Raw genomic sequence first — 17,431 nt, forward strand, 5'->3', positions numbered from 1 at the left:
TTGTTCTATTTTTGAGTTAATTCGCTTAGTTATTCAGCGAGAAATTTAATCCAACAGAAATTGTTGTTGGTCTAGGATAGTTATTATATCTGTCGATACCTGGAGCTGCTAATCCTGTCTGATCTGAACCATTTTGTGCATTTAAGCCAATTTCTGGATCAACACCTTTATAACTTGTGAAAACAGCAAGATTTTCTCCCATTAAATAAATTCTAAGTTTTGACTTTTTTTGCAAGCCAAGAGGCATCGTATAACCAAAAGAAACGGTCTGAAGTCTGAAGAAAGAAGCATCTTCGATCCAGTAATCTGAATATTTTGGAGAAGATGTTATTCCGCTTCCTAAGAAATCATCCGGAACATTATAAGCTGGCAACCTTGTTGGGTCATTAAGCATCATGTTTGTTGCGTTTAATGCTTTTTGTCCAAACATTCCGTAACCGCTGATTCCAAGATCAAAATTTCCGTATGTAAAATTCATCCCAATACCTAATGTCAAATCTGGCTGAATATTCCCTAAATCTGTTTTATCATCATCTACTAAAGCGCTTTCTGCAACAACATCTCCTGCTTTGTTATAGTACTGAATTTTTCCAGTTGAATCAAGTCCGGCATTTCTGAATCCCCAAAAAGTTCCAACAGGATAACCTTCAGCAATAATTTGAGAATATTGTCCAGACATACCTGCTAAACCATGTAAAGAACCACTATAAATAACATCTGTTTTATACGTTGGATTCGAAAGTTTTTCGATTTTTTGAACGTTGTGTCCCAATGTCAAATTAGCATTCCAATTGAATTTTGGTCCTTTGATGATATCAGCATTCAAAGTAAGCTCAACTCCTTTGTTTGACATTTCACCAACGTTTGCCAACATAGTTCCAACTAAATAAGGTGGCTGAGGCACTTCGTAAGTATATAATAAATCTTCAGTATTTTTAGAATACCATTCAAATGAACCCGAAATTCTGTTGAAAAGTGTAAAATCGAAACCAATATTTAATTGTTTAGTTGATTCCCATTTCAAATCCGGATTTGGATTTTGCTGTGGCGAATAAGCCAAACTCCAAGTTCCTGTAACAGGATCATAATAACTGTCGTTTCCAACTCCTAAAATAGAAAGCGATTTGTACTCTCCAATTCCGTCTTGATTACCCGTTACTCCATAACCAACTCTCAATTTTAAATTGTCAAGCCAACCTTTTGTACCATCCATAAATCCCTCGTTAGAAATTTTCCAAGCCACAGAAGCTGATGGAAAAGTTCCCCATTTATTGTTTTCTCCAAAACGGCTTGAACCGTCTCTTCTTACTGTTGCAGTCAGCAAATATTTTCCGTCATAAGAATAATTGGCACGAGCATAAAATGAAACCAAATTTGATTTTCCTTTATACGAATACACATCGCCTAAACGATATTTGTAACCTGCACCTAAATTATTATAGCTAAAAGCATCCGTTACAAAACCGCTTCTTTGTGCTCCAAAACCTTGGTAGATATTTTCTAAATAAGAATATCCTGCAAGTGCGCTGATAGTATGTTTGTCGATTACCTTATTATAATTTACATAAAGTTCACCTTGTGCATTTGTATATTCAGCATATGTTCTTTGAGCGTAACCGCCTTCTGTAGCTCCTTCTAAAACGGCATAACTTGGTTTATAAGTACCTCCTTTAACTGCGTTATGTTCTAAAGAAATATTAGCAACAGCCAGGAAATCATTCAAAAATTTAACTTCAGTTTTAAAATAACCTAAAAGTCTGTGTCTTTCATTATCAACTGTTCTGTTTGTCAAAAGTTCAACTGGATTGTAGTAAAGATTACCTGCTACAGATGAAAATTCTCCAGTTGGTGTATAAACCGGAATTGTTGGATTCAGGTTATAAGCATATTCAAAAATTCTGTAATCAACTGGGTGCCATTTATCGATATTAGCAAATAATCCCGTGTCAAATTTTACATCTTTGTTATCTCCAAGATATTGATACGCGCTAATATTTCCGCTAAGTCTTTCTAATCCAGAATTCTTAATAACTCCTTCATTATTTAAGTAGGAAAGCGAAGTTCTGAAACCGCTGTCAGCTTTACCCGAATTAATAGTTAAAGTATGTGATTGTGAAATAGCTGTCTGCTCGATTGCTTTTTGCCAATTTGTATTTGCACCATAATCTACAGCATCTTTATTATTAGTTTGGCGAACATAATTTCTCCATTGATTTGCTGATAATAAATCTAAATTATCCGTTACATAACCAATGCTTGATAATCCGCTATACGTAACAGAAACTCCTTTTGTTCCTGATTTTGTAGTAATAATGATAACTCCATTTGCTCCTCTTGAACCATAAATCGCAGTTGCAGAAGCATCTTTTAAAACGTCAACAGTTTTTATATCTGAAGGCTGGACAATGTTGATATCAACACCTGCAATTCCGTCCACTACAATTAATGGATTATTGCTCGCTGTCAAAGAAGTTCCTCCACGAAGACGCAAAGTTGAACCCGCCGCAGGATCACCTGAAGGACGAATAACATTTAAACCAGCTACTTTTCCTTGTAAAACTTGTTCTGTAGAAGAGATTGTTCCTTTTACTAAATCATCAGCTTTTACAGTTGAAATTGCTCCTGTCAAATCTGATTTCTTTTGCGTTCCGTAACCAACAGCTACAACTTGAACTTCGGCTAATTGATAACCGTCATTTTGTAAACGAACATCAAGATTTTTAGTTGCAGAAGTAATTTGGATTTTCTGATTTGTTGATCCAATAAATGAAATTTCAATCGAACTTCCTACGGCTACCGTCAAAGTAAATTTTCCATCAAAATCGGTCGTGGTTGCATTTTTTGTTCCCACTTCAATTACCGAAGCGCCTGGCAATACAGTTCCTGTATTGTCATACACAGTTCCTGATACCTGCTTTTTTTCCTGACCAAACATTCCTGCCGAAAGAAAAAGCATGAAAATCATGAATACTGCAGTTTTAGTAGTCCACATTTGATGCAGGACTATTTTTTTATTTTTACTATTCATATGAAGTTATTTATTGTTTTTTTATCAGCCATATGTAACTCGCATATCCATTATTGGTTCAACGACTAATTTTAGGGTTATGCTCATTTCATTAGAATTGATATTTTAATTTGATAGTGAATTATTTGTCTAAAGTTTTAAGAGGTATCGAAGTATCTGAGATTGTTTTGTCTTTATTATCTTTTACCAAAACATGAATCTCACTTAAACCCTGAACACCATTTAATTCTGAAACTAAATTGACAAATCCTTTTATTTCAGCTGTACCTCCTGTAAACTCACCAGATATTGTTTTACTTCCTGCCGTGATCGTATAAATAAGTTTGTTTACACCCACTTCATTATTTTTTCTAGACATTCCAAGAAAATCTTTTTGGCTGATAACCGATGGGAAAAAACTGAAACTTGGCGGTGGTGGCGGAATAAATTCTCCTGCATAAATGATTTGGTCACCAGAATTAGTCGTCCAATCTTTTGCTACCATTAGGAACGTAATATTTTCCATAACAAAACCTGCTGGCGGATTATAATACTGCTGTGGAATCAAATCCATTCTATAAAAACCGTTTCCAAGATCTTTCAATTTTGTTTTTTCAGATACTTCTGGAATCCACGCTTGGTATTCCTGCAAAACAGCCCAATTGTTTAATCCTGAATGAAAATGAACACTAGGAACACCTGCAAAACCATCTTTTAAATTCGAATTAAATAAAATACTTACTGGTTTATCAATCAAAGGTTTTGTTGGATAGGATCTGATCAATTCATTTGCAGTATAAAATGAAGAAAAATCAGTATACGGCATATTGGCAACGTCACTTTGTTTTGATCCATTTTTGTTTTTCAGACGAAACCAAAATCCGGCACTTGCTGCAATTTCATCAGGAGTTTTAGAGAAATAAAGCGTTGGAGTCAAAGTAAAACTCCAGATTTTATTTCCTTCATATTTAAGTTTAGCAAAATCCGAAGAGTTTTCCCAATGTCCGGCATCTGGTTCAGAAGGCGACCAAATCCACATATAAACATCCTCAGTCTCTGCAAAAGTGGTTCCTGAAAGATCAAAGTACCAAGTCACTTTTTCATCATACTTGTAAACTACAGGAAATGATGACATACTGCCTACAGCTCCAGCGGCTTCTTGTGCCTGAGTAAAATTAGGAGCCATCAAAAGGGCAAGTAAAATTGTATATATAAATTTTTTCATATTACTTTTTAATTAATAGCATTTAATTTAAACACGTAAGACACAAACGGAGAACCTCCAGAAGAATGAATTAATTGGAATTCCATTTCTTCATTGCTTCCTGGAACTGATGACAATTTAAGCTCATCAGTTTTTAGCGTTTTCTGAGCATCACTGTACAAATAGATTTTTGTTACGCCCAAATTAGTTGGCTGGAAATCTGAACTTAATGCCCAATAGCCTTTTCGAGCGAATAATGGAGGAACATTACCTGTTACTTCATAACTTGTTGGCTGGTTCTTTTCATTAACGTTGAATTTGATTTTAAAATCTTCGTAATTAAAGTACGTACTCAAGTTTTCTTCGTTTGGTTCGACTTTGTTTGCTTTCGCAACTTCATCAACCATTTTCAAATTTGTCAATCCCCAATTCCCTTGTACTTTCTCATAAAGGGTAATCGGATCAACAGAGCTTCCGTCGTCGGTGTTATCACAGCCAGTGGCCATTAAACCCATAACAATAGCTAACCAATAAATACTTTTACATCTCATAAATTTTGTGGTTTGTTTGTTAGTTTTTTTGCCTCATAAAAGACAGAACGAAACTAGATGTTAAATAAATCTAAAAAAAAATGTCTGAGAAAAATCAAGATATAATCGAAAGTTTTTTATACATAAATATCTAATAATCAATATTTTATATTATTTTTATCTTTCAAAAAATCAAGATGATGTTTAGATTAAAATAAGCTTCTTTTTAATGGTAAATATGACAATATGAAAATTAAAAGCGATATTTTTTTCACTATACATATATATAATTGGTTTTTATTGTATAATTGCAAACAATTAGACTACTTTAACAATAATGTCTTATTTTTGAATGCTTAACCACATTTTAAAGTGCTGAAACGAGGAAGTATTAAAAAAGCTGAAAGTTGTTTAATAAGCCCGCTCAAGCTTATCCCCGAATTAAAAAAAACGAATTAACTCGAACAAACCAAAAAAAGATTTTTTCCCCTAAACCAACACAAAACCATGCAGAGAATTTTCATTCTATGTTTTTTTATTGCGGGTTTTTCTCTAACTGCGAAAGAGACAAATCCTGTTCTAGAAGAATTAGATAAAGTGCTTCTTAAAAAAGATGTTTACTTAAAACAGAAATATCGAAAAATTGAAGCTTTAAAAAGAAATGTATCAAAATTTACGGTAAGTCAGAACAATGAACAGCTTTATAATACATATATGTCATTGTTTGATGAATATAAATCGTTTAAGTATGATTCGGCTTATTATTATTTAGAAGAAGCCAAAATCAAAGCGATTGTTTTAAAAGACCCTAAATTTTTGGCTAAAAGCCGAATTAAGGAAGGGTTTGTGCTTCTTTCATCAGGATTATTCAAAGAAGCAATTGACACTTTAAATGTTATTGATGACCAAAAACTGGATTTAAAAAACAAATTTGAATATTATAACATCAAAGCTCGCGCTTATTACGATTTAGCCGATTATAATAAAGATCAGCGTTTTAACATACATTATGTTCAGCAAGGAAATCATTTCCTGAAAAAAGCTTTGGAATTAATTGGCACTAATACTAATGAATATTGGGCAGCCGAAAGTTTAAAAAGACTAAAACAGCAAGATTGGCGCGGTGCCGAATTTGCCTTCAGTTATTGGATCAATAATTACAATCTTCCACCCGATTATTATGGCATTGCGACTTCAAGTCTTGGTTATATTTATTCCGAAAGAGGTTATACTAAAAAAGCAATTCAATATCTGGCGCTTGCCGCAATCGCCGATGTCAAAAATGCTACGAAAGAAACAGTTGCGCTTCGCAATCTTGCCAATGAACTTTTTAAAATGGGCTATTTGGACAAAGCCAATGAATATATCAATATTGCAATGGACGACGCAACTTTCTACAATGCCAGACATCGTAAAATTGAAATTTCATCGATTTTGCCCATTATCGAAAAAGCACAATTGAATAATGTAAAAGAGAAAAATGACAAGCTAGAGCGAATCATTATTCTGCTGACGATATTGACTTTTATTATTGTTTTGTTTTCGATTATTATCTTCAAACAATTAAAAGAAAGAAATAAAGCCCGAAAAATAATGGCTTCTTCGTATGCGCAGCTTCAGGAAATGAACATTAGTTTAAGCGAGGCAAATGCGATCAAAGAAGAATATATTACGTATTTTATTAAAGCAACTTCGGCTTTCATTAATAAGATTGATCATATTCAAAAAAGTACGCTTCATAAAATCATCACCAAAAAAACAGATGAAGTTATTGCGAGTTTAAAACGCTATAATGTCAAGGAAGAACGCGAAAATTTATTTCATCAATTTGATGAAATTTTCCTTAAACTATTTCCAACTTTTGTGACTGATTTTAATCATTTGTTTCCAAATGACCACAGATGCATTGTTAAAAAAGGCGAACTTTTAAACACCGAATTAAGGATTTTTGCTTTATACCGATTGGGAATTCAGGACAGCAATCAAATGGCAGAATTCCTGGAACTTTCCGTAGCTACCATTTATACTTACAAAACCCGAATTAAAAGCAAATCAGATTTTAAAGATACTTTTGAGGAGAAAATTATGGCGATTAAGACGATATAAATTAAGGTTCTAAGTTGCTAAGATTCTAAGTGACTAAGCTTTTTTCAAAAACAATCTTGTCATTCCGAGGAACGACGAATCTGCGCGAGAAGCTCTAGAAAGATTTGACTCTCGTTGCGGAGTTACTTGCGGAGATTCCTCGTTTCTCGGAATGACAAACTAAATCTAAATAAATAGTTTTCTATTCCACAGTTTCTAATTGCAAAATCATATTTTGATAATATTTGCTGAGCGAAAATAATTGCTCTGCAAAAATCATTACCGCAAGCGGAATAAAGAAAAATACCGTCAAATTTTCTTCATACAAAAAGAAAGTTGTGATCATAAAAATACGGGCGTATTCGAGATAATAAATCCATTTTCGCTGTTCCAACAACGCACCACAATTAATTAATGTTATAATGATTACAGACAAAACAAAAACTTTGTCGAGTGTACTTAATAAATCAAAATAATAAGTAAAAGCAGTTAAAATTAAAGTACAGATTCCGAGCTGGATATAAAGATAATTTCGGAATCGTAAACGCTGATTCGGATTGCTTTTATCCTGCAGAAAACGCTTTTCTAATATCGGACGAATGTCCTGATCCATATGCGCGGGGCTTCCAAAAATAGCTTTCCATCTTGCTTTAAATCCGCTTGAGCGTTTCCATAATTCATATATTTCAAAATAATAATGAAAATGCTGCCATAGAAAACTATAGCTTTTTAAGGGATGTGTCAAACCGTATTTTGGTTTTTCTTCTTCTTCCTGAAAAGTTCCAAAAAGACGATCCCAAAAAGTAAACATATCGCCGTAATTTTTATCCAGATATTTTTCGTCTGAAGCGTGATGCACGCCATGAACAGAAGGCGTTACAAAAACATATTCCAGCCATTTTATTCTGCCAATTACCTGCGTATGTGTAAAAAATGAATAGGCGCCATGGACAATCAGCATGGTGATAACCATTGTTGGATGAAAACCAACAAAAGGAAGTATACACCAAAAACCAGTTCTCACTATAGCTTGAAAAGTAGTGATTCTGGCTGCAGCTGTAAAATTAAATTCTTCACTGTGATGATGAACAATATGCGCGGCCCAGAAAAAATTGACTTCGTGTCCCAATCGATGGTACCAATACCAAACAAAATCGGTTGCAAGAATAAGCGCGAACCAAACAAATACATTGCTCGGAATATCAAAAAGTCTGTAATTATTATAAATAAAATAATACAGCTGATAAAAACTTGCCGCAATAAATAAATTAATTAAACGCTCTGCAATACCAATACTAATATTTGAAACCGAACTTTCATAGTTAAAAATTTCTGGTCTCTTTTTGTGTTGAGCCAACTTATATTCTAAAAACAAAAACAGAAAAAAAGCGGGCATTGCGAAAGCAAGAAAATTAATGTGTTCCATTTTTTTAATTTCTTTTTATTCTTATAAAACTAAAATACAATTCGTTATAAACTAAAGATAAAGATCTTTTTAAAAGTCATCTCATTTTTTACTTTTCAAAATGATATCAACTAGCAAAAACGATCTTTATCTTTTAAAATCAATTTCTAATTTTGTTTGAATTTTGGAGCTTCCAAAGCTACTTCTTTAACAGATTGCGTATCAGCAACTTTTTGCAGAGCAAGAATGTAAGCCGCAATTCTTGGTGTAACATTATGTTTTAATGCTGTTCTGAAAACCGTTTCAAAACCTTTTTCTAAAATATCTTCAAGGCGGGTATTGATTTGATGAATTCTCCAGGATTCTAAAAGTGAATTCTGAAGCCATTCAAAATAAGAAACTGTAACACCACCAGCATTTGCTAAAATATCGGGAACAACCAAAACATTGTTTTCATGCAAAATTTTATCAGCATCAGATGAAACTGGTCCGTTTGCGCCTTCAACAATAATTTTGGCACGAATAGCTGCCGCATTTTTCTGCGTAATTACATCTTCTTTTGCTGCCGGAATCAAAACATCAACATCTAAAAGCAATAATTCTTCGTGCTTAATGGCAACCGAATTTGGATAACCTTTTATACTTTTATTGTTCAGATTATAGTATAAAATCAATTCCGGAATATTGAGGCCTTCAGGATTATAAAACGCTTCTGAAACATCACTCACCGCAACTACTTTTAATCCTTTTTCGAATAAAAATAAAGCCGAATGCAGTCCAACATTTCCAAAACCCTGAATTGCAACCGTTGATCTTGCCGGTCTTAATTTTAATTTTTGAAGCGCCAATAAAGTTATAATGCTAACGCCTCTTCCTGTTGCTTCTACTCTTCCTAAAGAACCGCCCGAATGCAAGTGCTTTCCTGTAACCACTGCGTGAATTGTTTTTCCGTGTACTATTGAAAATTCATCCATCAGCCAGCCCATTTCGTCCGGTCCTGTTCCCATATCGGGAGCCGGAACATCTTTTTCTGGGCCAAAAATATCTGCTAATGCTTTTGTATAGGCTCTTGTAATTCTTTCTAATTCGGTTTTAGAAAGTGTTCTTGGATCACAAATAATACCGCCTTTTGCTCCTCCAAAAGGAATTCCCGTCACGGCCGATTTCCAAGTCATCCATGCCGCTAAGGCTTTCACTTCGTCAAGATTTACGGCGGTATCGTATCTAATTCCTCCTTTTGAAGGACCTAATGCCGTATTGTGAATGACGCGGTATCCTTCAAAATTTTGCTGTTTTCCATTGTCTAAAGTAATAGAAAAATTCACTACAATTTGTTTTTCAGGACGTTGCAGTTTCAGCCTTATTGATTCTTCCAGATTAAGAATGTCGGCTGCTATATTAAAACGATCAATCATCGATTGAAACGGATTCTGTTTTATAATTTCTGAACTCATCTTTTTAAGTTTTAAAATTTTAGTTATTGATTTGGGGCATCATATTGTAAACTCATGAAATAAAATCGGCAGTAACTGCAAACGCAACACGGAATTTTCATCAAGCAGCAATGCATCATACTATTTGTATTTCTATTTGATCTCATATATACGGTTATTAATAGTTCTAAAAAAAGCCTTTCATTGGTGCATGAAAGGCTAAAAAAAAAAATAACTAACAAGTACTTTCTCTATTAACGCCATTTCATCTCACGGTTTGACATGCAGCACATCGTCAAGCTGCAAATAAACGGGATGATACTTAGACTATAGTTTTTCATTGTTGAGACAAATTTATAAATATATTTTATAAATTCTATCGAATTAGTAGAGTTAATTTTAAAAACTATTAAAATAAATTTAAAATCAACTGTAAACTAAGGCTTTACAACCTTAAAAAAAATCAGCTTAATTGCGAAAAAACAATAAAAATTATAGCTATTAAGGCTAAAAAGATCCCAATAAAGTTAATTTTAGATAGTTTTTCCTTGAAAAAAAGCAGACCAACAAGACTCCCTAAAACAATAACGCCCATATTCATTCCCGCAAAAACGGTAGAAGGATTTTCAGCGAAAGCTTTATGCGCTTTTAAATAAAATAATATATTCCCGAAATTAAATATCCCGACCAAAGCGCCAAAAAGAATATTTTTTGCTTGAATCTTCTCCTTTTTCAGCACCACATCATATATCACAATCAATAGAGATACTGCCAATGCAATATCAAAAACCATAAATAATGACGTTGTATATGGCAAAGCCGTGTAAAGTGCTATTTGTTTAAAAAGGATATCGATTATCCCAAAACCCAGAAACACTGCAGCTGGATAAATCCACTTATTCTCGTTGTTTCCAGATTGCTTTTTTAAGATGAATAAAAGCGCCACAAACCCAATTATTAATCCTATGACTTTATAGGAATTGAATTCTTCTTTAAAAATTAGCCAAGCTGCAATTATTGGAATAAAAAGCGATAATCGCTGTGCAGCATCTGTTTTTACGATTCCCATATGCTTTATAGAAGAAAACAAAAACAGGAAAACAATTGGCAACAAAACACCAACTGCAACATAAATATTCCAGGGGGCATCTGTATGAACTTCAGTGATATTTGGATTAAAAGTAAAATAGCATAGTAATAATGCTGTTACATAATTGAAAGTAATGATTTGAATTGCATTTGCATTGTATTTACGGGTGATTTTGAAGATAATACCAACTGTTACACTGCATAAAATGCTTAAAATAAGAAATAACATAAAGTCGAATTTGGAATTACAAAAATAAGGTTTAAAAATGAAAACCCGACAGGTTTTAAAAACCTGTCGGGTTTAAGGATTACAATTATCAATTAATAATTTATAATTAACAATTTATAATTTACTGATATAACTTCCGTACATATCTTTAAACTGATGTCCCGTTGCAAAACGATCTTTGCTTAGTTTTTTATATTCTACCAAAGCCCATAAAACAAACTCTTTGACAAAGTATTGGTCTTTTTTGTCCAGTTCAGGCTGATATTTTTTTAATAAAACATCTAACGGACTTACTTCGTCTAAAATTGCTTTATATTCTTCATCTGAAGCATCGTCTAATAATTCGAAACCACTTTCTGCAAAAAACCATTCAATTAGATCAGAATAAGGTGTTTTTTCGCCAGGTTTTTCTAATTTTTCAATTTTAGGGAAATATTCAGGAAATAAAGTTCGGATTGCGGAACCAATTAAATACTGCGCGACAACAGCTGCTCCCTCCTGCTCTCCTTCATAAACCAATTCAACTTTTCCAGTAATGGCCGGAATGATTCCCATAAAATCAGATAAGCGTAAAACCGTTTTATCTGCTCCCAATTTCAATGCACGACGTTCTGCCGTGCTAATTAAATTTTCAAAAGCTGTAATGCTCATTCTTGCACTTACACCACTTTTGTTATCGATGTATTCGCTTTCGCGCGCTTCAAAACTAATTTGTTCTAAAATATCTTTTGCCAAACCTGGTACATAAACCACTTCACTTTGACTTTCATCCAATTTAGCTTCTTGTTCCGTAATGGTTCTGGCAATCTTGACAGTTTCTGGATAATGTGTCAAAATTTGTGAACCAATTCTATCTTTCAAAGGCGTTACAATACTTCCTCTGTTGGTATAATCTTCTGGATTTGCAGTAAATACAAACTGCATATCAAGAGGCATCCTTAATTTGAATCCGCGAATTTGAATATCACCTTCCTGAAGAATATTAAACAATGCTACTTGAATTCTAGCCTGTAAATCAGGCAATTCGTTAATAACAAAAATGCTGCGATTTGCTCTCGGAATCATTCCGAAATGAATTACGCGATCATCTGCATAAGATAATTTTAAATTCGCTGCTTTTATTGGATCAACATCACCAATTAAATCGGCTACAGTTACATCAGGAGTTGCCAGTTTTTCGAAGAAACGCTCATTTCTGTGTAACCACGAAATTGGAGTTTCATCTCCTTTTTCTTCAATTAAATCTTTTGCAAAACGCGAAATTGGATTCAACGGATCATCATTAATTTCTGAACCGGAAACATATGGAATATACTCATCCAACAATTCTACCATTTTGCGTGCCAAACGCGTTTTCGCCTGTCCACGAAGTCCTAGTAAGTTGATATTATGACGAGAAAGAATCGCACGTTCTAATTCGGGAATTACTGTGTTTTCAAAACCGTGAACGCCTTCAAAAACAGGCTTTCCTGATTTTATTTTTTCACGAAGATTATTTCGCAATTCATCCTTAATGCTTGTACTTTTATATCCAGAGGCTTTTAATTGGCCTAATGTCTTTATATTGTTTATTTCCATTTTATTGAAATGTATAATTTGAATTGTTTTTGTTTATGATTTTGATGAGCAATATGTGTCACCGTTTTACGGAGATGCACTACTATATTTGTTACGTTCCAAAGAAACCTTAGCCTCTTAGAATCTTAGCAACTTAGAACCTTTATTTAATTCTTTTCTTCCTATTCGTTTCATAATCTTCAAAAATCATTTCACCAAGACCTTTTATTCCGGTATAAAATGCTTTTCCTTGATTTGCTTCAGTAAAATGATTCACAAATCGCTGTAAATATGGATCATTTGCTATCATGAAAGTCGTAATCGGAATGTGCAATTTTCTGGCTTGTTGCGCCTGCGTGTAGCATTTATCTACAATATATTCGTCGAGACCGTTGCTATTCATATAATAAGAACCATCGCGCTCACGAACACAACTTGGCTTTCCATCTGTAATCATGAAAATCTGTTTATTGGTATTTCGTTTTCTACGTAAAATATCCATTGCTAACTGAAGTCCGGCAACTGTATTGGTATGATACGGTCCAACTTGCAAATACGGCAAATCTTTAATTGGGATTGTCCAGGCATCATTTCCGAAAACCAAAATATCAAGCGTATCTTTCGGATAACGCGTTGTGATTAATTCGGCCAAAGCCATTGCTACTTTTTTAGCTGGCGTGATTCGGTCTTCGCCATATAAAATCATGCTGTGGCTAATGTCTATCATTAAAACCGTACTCATTTGTGCTTTATACTGAGTTTCTTCAACTACCAAATCATTTTCTGTCAGCATGAAGCTTTCTACGCCGTTGTTGATTTGAGCATTTCGAAGACTTTCGGTCAATGAGATTCGCTCTAAACCATCGCCAAAATTAAATTCACGGAATTCCCCCGTATGTTCATCTCCGTTTCCGGCATGTTTCGTTTTATGATTTCCGTTTCCGGAACGTTTCAAATTCCCAAAAATCTGATCTAAAGCTTGCTGACGAATTGCTCGTTCTGTTTTGGCAGTTATTCCAAAACCATTCGAACCGTCTTGTTTGACTTCGTCTTTTATATAACCTTTCTTTTTTAAATCCTCGATAAAATCATCGATTGTGTAGTTCTCGTCGGTCAGTTTATATTCCTTGTCTAGCTCCCGAAGCCAGTTGATTGCTTCATCAAAATCTCCCGAAGTATGGGTGATCAGCTCTTTGAAAATGCCAAAAAGTTTCTCAAACGGAGACTGAAATGGGGCTTCGTACGACTTAAAATAAAAACCTTTTTTAAATTCGTTTTTCATAATTTTAAAATTACATCTTTTTAGAATTATGAAAAACGAAACGTTTATTAATTTTTAGTTAAAATATCCAACCAAAATTAAGGACTAACAGTGTTAGATATATTAATTATTCAAACTTTCCATCAACATAATACCATGCATCATTTTCGAATTTAAAAGTCGAAAATTCATAATGAACTTGTGGTTTTTGATTGGCATCTAAAAAATAAGCTTTGAATTCTACCGTGTTTTCAGTAAAACTCAGAATTTCTAGTTTTTGCCATTTGTTCGCTGTTGCCCATTTCAGAATTTCAGCTTTTGAATAATATTTTCTTTCAGAAATATAAGTGGTTTCTAAAAGATAATCGGCGTTGTGTGTTGCGTACGCAGAATATCTTGAACGCATTAACGCCAAAGCAGTTGGTGCTTTTTGATTTCGTTGAACATATAATCCACAACAATCTTCAAACAATAATCCTGTATCGCAATAACATTTATGCGTCGCCATCAACTTCTTGTTCTCCGTTAATTTTTACATGAAGCTGATTCAGCAAAACCTGGTAACGACTAATTTCTCTTACTTCCTCATCTTCTTCTGCAAAATCAATCATTTCGTCTAATGTTTCGCTTACTTCAAGCAATTTATTGTTTGCTTCTCTGTCGTTTTTTGCCGCTATCAAATCAATGATTTCCTGAACGTCTGCTTTTAATGTTTCAAATTTTGTATTCATTTTTTTTGTTTCAAGTTTTAGGTTTCAGGTTTCAGGTTTTCGTTCCAACAACTTGAAACCTGAAACTTGAAACAATATTTATTCCTCTTTATTTTCGTTGAATTTTTTCACAATTTCTTTGAGCTTTTCTTTGCGCGAAACTTCGGCTTGTTTTTTCTTAGCCTGGGCTTTGTGCAATTTGTCATTGTGTTTTTTAATATTCCTTTCGTTATTACGTCCCATTATATTTCTCTTTTAATTTCTTCTAAACTTTTTTCTGTAAAAATCAGTTCGTTGATAATTTGCTTTCTTAAATCATCAATATCGTCGTAATCAAAATATTTTGCCCAGGAAGTCAGTTGCTGCAAATTTCGGACTTGCTTTAATCTTTTTGTGGTTTCAAAACTCGTTCTCAAAATGGCTTTTCCGTCATATTCCGGATTATTTTTATGCTGATAATTGGCAAGATTTTTATCGAAATCGGCTTCTATATAATATAGTTTATCTTCAGCATTATCGGGATAAAATTCATTCCATTTTGCAAAACCTATTTTTGTTTTTGATTCGGTTTCCGGTTCACGCGCGATCAAACGCCATTTACTGTTTGCCAATCTTCCCCAATGGTTAGAAACGCGGTACATTCCTTCCTCAGTATAATAATAAGTACTTCCGGCTTTGCTTTCAAATTGTTTTTTCAAACCTTCAATTCGATCTGGAAGCACTTCATGAAAAGCACAAAAAGTATTTTTAAATGAATTTGGATGAGGCTTAAAATTTTTCTGCATATGCAAATATACTGAGATTGTCACGAACTCCCTAAAACAAACCTAAATTGATTAACTTTGCATCTTCAATTTTAAATAAAGAAAAGATGTCTAAAGATTTAGAACAAAAAATGCCGCAAAAGGGAGTTTTTACCGGTATTATCGAAAAAGATGAAAACAATAATTATTTCTGCGGCGCGTATCTTTTAGACTATAAAATGGTTCAGGCAAAATTTAATGTTGGTGATTGGATTACAATAAAGTCGGTTATTGAAAACCCAAGCGACATGAGCTACGACAAATATCCGAAGAAATCCAGAAACTTTGATAAGGCTAACCATAAGCCGGAATAAGTTTTTTTGTTTTAGGTTTCAGGTTTCAAATTGAAATGCTTTAATTAACCGCAAAGCACGATAATTTTTTTATTAAAGATTACGCTTAAAAATTCGCAAAGTTCGCAAAGCTTTATCAATACAAAGCTTTGCGAACTTTGCGCTTTATAAAAACCATTTATATAAAAATCTTGCGTTCTTTGCGGTTAAATTTTTTCAGCATTCTAGAATATTTTTTGGATGAAAACTAAAAAGTTAAAAAAAAGTGTACCTTTGCAAAAAATTTGTCGATTTGAACTAATTAATATCGATTTCAAACTAATAGACAAGTAGTTACCTTTTATTTATGAAAAAAATAGTTGAATACCGCAAGTTACTGAACGTAGAAAAAACTGCAGAGTTAAAAGATTTAAAAACAATTTATCGCAACGCGATGAAAGAATCTCATCCTGATAAATTTGTAGGAGATGAAGCTGGTTTGAAAGCTGCAGAAGAAAAAAGCAAAACGATTATTGAGGCTTACCACTTTTTAGTAAGTATTCACCCTGATACTATTAAACTTAATTTACCTGAATATACAGAAACAATTTCAACTTGCACAATCACAGATTATAAATTTGTTGAAGGTCGTTTGATTATTGATTTCTCAAACGGAAGTGTTTACGAATACATCAGTGTTCCTAAAGCAACTTACGTGAAAATGGTAAATGCTGATTCACCAGGAAGATTTGCAAAAAGACATATTTTGAATTCTTTTACTTGGAGAAAGAAAACAAATCAAGAATAGGTTTTTGTTCAAAAATATAGCTAGAAGCACTCTCATTACAGAGTGCTTTTTTTATGCCCAAAAAAAGCTAAATTGTTTATTTTCATTCAAAATAAATACACAATTAATAGTTTTAAAACACATAAAACAAGCAAATCGCTTGATTTTAGGGACTTTAGAGCATAAAAAACTATAACAAAATTTTAGGTTACAAAATTCTTGATGTTCTATATTTTTAAATACTTTTGTTGCACAAATCAATTAACTAATTAATATTTATAATGAAAAAAATATTTTTTTTACTTACAGCTTCTGTAGCAATTATTTCATGCAGCAAAGTTAAAGACGGAGAGTATCTAATTACAGGAACTGCAACAGGAATTGCAAACGGGAAAACTATCATCCTTCAAGGTCAGGATCCAGTAACAAACATGACGGTTGCCCTTGATACTGTAAAAGTTGAAAACGGAAAATTCGAAATAAAAGGAAAAGTAACTGAACCAGCTTTTCATACTTTAATTCTTCAAGATGCTAATGCACCAATTCCATTTATCTTAGAAACTGGAGAAATTGCAATTGCAATTGACAAAGACAGCATCCACAAATCTAAAATTTCTGGAACTTATAACAACGAAGAGTTTGTAAAATTCCAAGAAGAACTTAACAAAACTTCTAAGAAATTAGTAGATTTTCAAAAAAACAATACTGCTAAAATGCAACAAGCTCAACAAGCTCAAGATACAGCAACTATCAATGGCTTGATGAAACAATATATGGAAATCCAAACAGAAGTTCAGAATGATACTAAAAAGAAGTATGTTACTTATGCTGAATCTCACCCAAAATCTTTCATTTCTGCTTTAATCGTAAAAGGAATGTCTGAAGATCCAACTGCAGATGCTAAAAAAGTTGAAAGCATTTACAATTCTTTAGATGAGGAAGTTAAAAACACGACTCCTGGTAAAGCAGCTAAAACAAAAATTGGTCAAGCAAAATTGCCTGCTGTAGGTGCATCAGCTCCTCCTGTTGGCAGCGCTAAATGAAGAGCAGATTTTTCTG

Annotated in this window: 16 protein-coding genes; 4 read left to right on the forward strand and 12 right to left on the reverse strand. The window is 33.3% G+C overall.

The window, feature by feature from the left end; genetic code table 11:
* Positions 1–25 precede the first annotated feature (25 nt).
* From ACWA1B_RS21265 to ACWA1B_RS21275, 3 genes are all read right to left on the reverse strand, one after another.
* Positions 26–3,028: a SusC/RagA family TonB-linked outer membrane protein gene (locus ACWA1B_RS21265; protein ID WP_456910461.1), complete on the reverse strand. Its 3,003-nt coding sequence runs from the start codon at positions 3,026–3,028 to the stop codon at positions 26–28.
* 121 nt (positions 3,029–3,149) lie between these two features.
* Entirely contained in the window at positions 3,150–4,232 is a 1,083-nt protein-coding gene (locus ACWA1B_RS21270; protein ID WP_456910463.1) for a hypothetical protein, read from the reverse strand.
* 8 nt (positions 4,233–4,240) lie between these two features.
* Positions 4,241–4,762, reverse strand: a complete 522-nt coding sequence (locus ACWA1B_RS21275; RefSeq protein WP_456910465.1) for a DUF5004 domain-containing protein — start codon at positions 4,760–4,762, stop codon at positions 4,241–4,243.
* Between the two features lie 486 nt (positions 4,763–5,248).
* On the opposite strand from ACWA1B_RS21275, the gene ACWA1B_RS21280 reads away from it, so the two are divergent.
* A complete protein-coding gene (locus ACWA1B_RS21280; protein WP_456910467.1) occupies positions 5,249–6,847 on the forward strand; it encodes a DUF6377 domain-containing protein in 1,599 nt (532 codons plus the stop codon).
* A gap of 181 nt (positions 6,848–7,028) precedes the next feature.
* On the opposite strand, the gene ACWA1B_RS21285 is transcribed toward ACWA1B_RS21280, so the two are convergent.
* The 9 genes from ACWA1B_RS21285 to ACWA1B_RS21325 all read right to left on the reverse strand — a co-directional run bounded on the left by ACWA1B_RS21285 (position 7,029) and on the right by ACWA1B_RS21325 (position 15,295).
* Positions 7,029–8,252 (reverse strand): sterol desaturase family protein, encoded by a 1,224-nt coding sequence (locus ACWA1B_RS21285; protein ID WP_456910469.1) that lies wholly within the window; start codon positions 8,250–8,252, stop codon positions 7,029–7,031.
* A 146-nt stretch (positions 8,253–8,398) separates the two neighbouring features.
* Positions 8,399–9,685, reverse strand: a complete 1,287-nt coding sequence (locus tag ACWA1B_RS21290) for a Glu/Leu/Phe/Val family dehydrogenase (RefSeq protein WP_456910471.1) — start codon at positions 9,683–9,685, stop codon at positions 8,399–8,401.
* 442 nt (positions 9,686–10,127) lie between these two features.
* Positions 10,128–10,982: an EamA family transporter gene (locus tag ACWA1B_RS21295; RefSeq protein WP_456910473.1), complete on the reverse strand. Its 855-nt coding sequence runs from the start codon at positions 10,980–10,982 to the stop codon at positions 10,128–10,130.
* A 114-nt stretch (positions 10,983–11,096) separates the two neighbouring features.
* Positions 11,097–12,560, reverse strand: coding sequence for an AAA family ATPase (locus tag ACWA1B_RS21300; RefSeq protein WP_456910475.1), 1,464 nt, complete (start codon positions 12,558–12,560; stop codon positions 11,097–11,099).
* Positions 12,561–12,702: 142 nt separating this feature from the next.
* On the reverse strand, positions 12,703–13,821 hold the full coding sequence (locus ACWA1B_RS21305) for a vWA domain-containing protein (protein ID WP_035650911.1): 1,119 nt from the start codon (positions 13,819–13,821) through the stop codon (positions 12,703–12,705).
* A gap of 106 nt (positions 13,822–13,927) precedes the next feature.
* Positions 13,928–14,308 carry a YchJ family protein gene (locus ACWA1B_RS21310; protein WP_456910477.1) on the reverse strand — a complete coding sequence of 127 codons (381 nt, stop codon included), beginning with the start codon at positions 14,306–14,308 and terminating at the stop codon, positions 13,928–13,930.
* On the reverse strand, positions 14,295–14,531 hold the full coding sequence (locus tag ACWA1B_RS21315; RefSeq protein WP_456910479.1) for a hypothetical protein: 237 nt from the start codon (positions 14,529–14,531) through the stop codon (positions 14,295–14,297). The genes ACWA1B_RS21310 and ACWA1B_RS21315 overlap by 14 nt, the downstream gene beginning before the upstream one ends.
* 78 nt (positions 14,532–14,609) lie before the next feature.
* On the reverse strand, positions 14,610–14,753 hold the full coding sequence (locus tag ACWA1B_RS21320) for a hypothetical protein (protein ID WP_456910481.1): 144 nt from the start codon (positions 14,751–14,753) through the stop codon (positions 14,610–14,612).
* Complete coding sequence (locus ACWA1B_RS21325) at positions 14,753–15,295, reverse strand: hypothetical protein (RefSeq protein ID WP_035650907.1); 543 nt, start codon at positions 15,293–15,295, stop codon at positions 14,753–14,755. Before ACWA1B_RS21325 ends, ACWA1B_RS21320 begins: the two co-directional genes overlap by 1 nt.
* Before the next feature lie 86 nt (positions 15,296–15,381).
* Here ACWA1B_RS21325 and ACWA1B_RS21330 point away from each other — a divergent pair, with 86 nt between their 5' ends.
* The 3 genes from ACWA1B_RS21330 (at position 15,382) to ACWA1B_RS21340 (ending at position 17,415) form a co-directional block, all read left to right on the forward strand.
* A complete protein-coding gene (locus ACWA1B_RS21330) occupies positions 15,382–15,627 on the forward strand; it encodes a hypothetical protein (protein ID WP_142452122.1) in 246 nt (81 codons plus the stop codon).
* Between the two features lie 325 nt (positions 15,628–15,952).
* Positions 15,953–16,393: a KTSC domain-containing protein gene (locus ACWA1B_RS21335; protein WP_132077405.1), complete on the forward strand. Its 441-nt coding sequence runs from the start codon at positions 15,953–15,955 to the stop codon at positions 16,391–16,393.
* Positions 16,394–16,653: 260 nt separating this feature from the next.
* The gene (locus ACWA1B_RS21340; RefSeq protein WP_456910485.1) at positions 16,654–17,415 is read left to right on the forward strand and encodes a DUF4369 domain-containing protein; all 762 of its coding nucleotides are present in this window, start codon (positions 16,654–16,656) and stop codon (positions 17,413–17,415) included.
* Positions 17,416–17,431 lie beyond the last annotated feature (16 nt).

Source organism: Flavobacterium xizangense (assembly GCF_054075145.1).

Coding starts and splice junctions, on each gene's coding strand:
- ACWA1B_RS21265 (WP_456910461.1), bottom strand. CDS start 3,028: ATGAATAGTAAAAATAAAAAAATAGTCCTGCATCAAATGTGGACTACT.
- ACWA1B_RS21270 (WP_456910463.1), bottom strand. CDS start 4,232: ATGAAAAAATTTATATATACAATTTTACTTGCCCTTTTGATGGCTCCT.
- ACWA1B_RS21275 (WP_456910465.1), bottom strand. CDS start 4,762: ATGAGATGTAAAAGTATTTATTGGTTAGCTATTGTTATGGGTTTAATG.
- ACWA1B_RS21280 (WP_456910467.1), top strand. CDS start 5,249: ATGCAGAGAATTTTCATTCTATGTTTTTTTATTGCGGGTTTTTCTCTA.
- ACWA1B_RS21285 (WP_456910469.1), bottom strand. CDS start 8,252: ATGGAACACATTAATTTTCTTGCTTTCGCAATGCCCGCTTTTTTTCTG.
- ACWA1B_RS21290 (WP_456910471.1), bottom strand. CDS start 9,685: ATGAGTTCAGAAATTATAAAACAGAATCCGTTTCAATCGATGATTGAT.
- ACWA1B_RS21295 (WP_456910473.1), bottom strand. CDS start 10,982: ATGTTATTTCTTATTTTAAGCATTTTATGCAGTGTAACAGTTGGTATT.
- ACWA1B_RS21300 (WP_456910475.1), bottom strand. CDS start 12,560: ATGGAAATAAACAATATAAAGACATTAGGCCAATTAAAAGCCTCTGGA.
- ACWA1B_RS21305 (WP_035650911.1), bottom strand. CDS start 13,821: ATGAAAAACGAATTTAAAAAAGGTTTTTATTTTAAGTCGTACGAAGCC.
- ACWA1B_RS21310 (WP_456910477.1), bottom strand. CDS start 14,308: ATGGCGACGCATAAATGTTATTGCGATACAGGATTATTGTTTGAAGAT.
- ACWA1B_RS21315 (WP_456910479.1), bottom strand. CDS start 14,531: ATGAATACAAAATTTGAAACATTAAAAGCAGACGTTCAGGAAATCATT.
- ACWA1B_RS21320 (WP_456910481.1), bottom strand. CDS start 14,753: ATGGGACGTAATAACGAAAGGAATATTAAAAAACACAATGACAAATTG.
- ACWA1B_RS21325 (WP_035650907.1), bottom strand. CDS start 15,295: ATGCAGAAAAATTTTAAGCCTCATCCAAATTCATTTAAAAATACTTTT.
- ACWA1B_RS21330 (WP_142452122.1), top strand. CDS start 15,382: ATGTCTAAAGATTTAGAACAAAAAATGCCGCAAAAGGGAGTTTTTACC.
- ACWA1B_RS21335 (WP_132077405.1), top strand. CDS start 15,953: ATGAAAAAAATAGTTGAATACCGCAAGTTACTGAACGTAGAAAAAACT.
- ACWA1B_RS21340 (WP_456910485.1), top strand. CDS start 16,654: ATGAAAAAAATATTTTTTTTACTTACAGCTTCTGTAGCAATTATTTCA.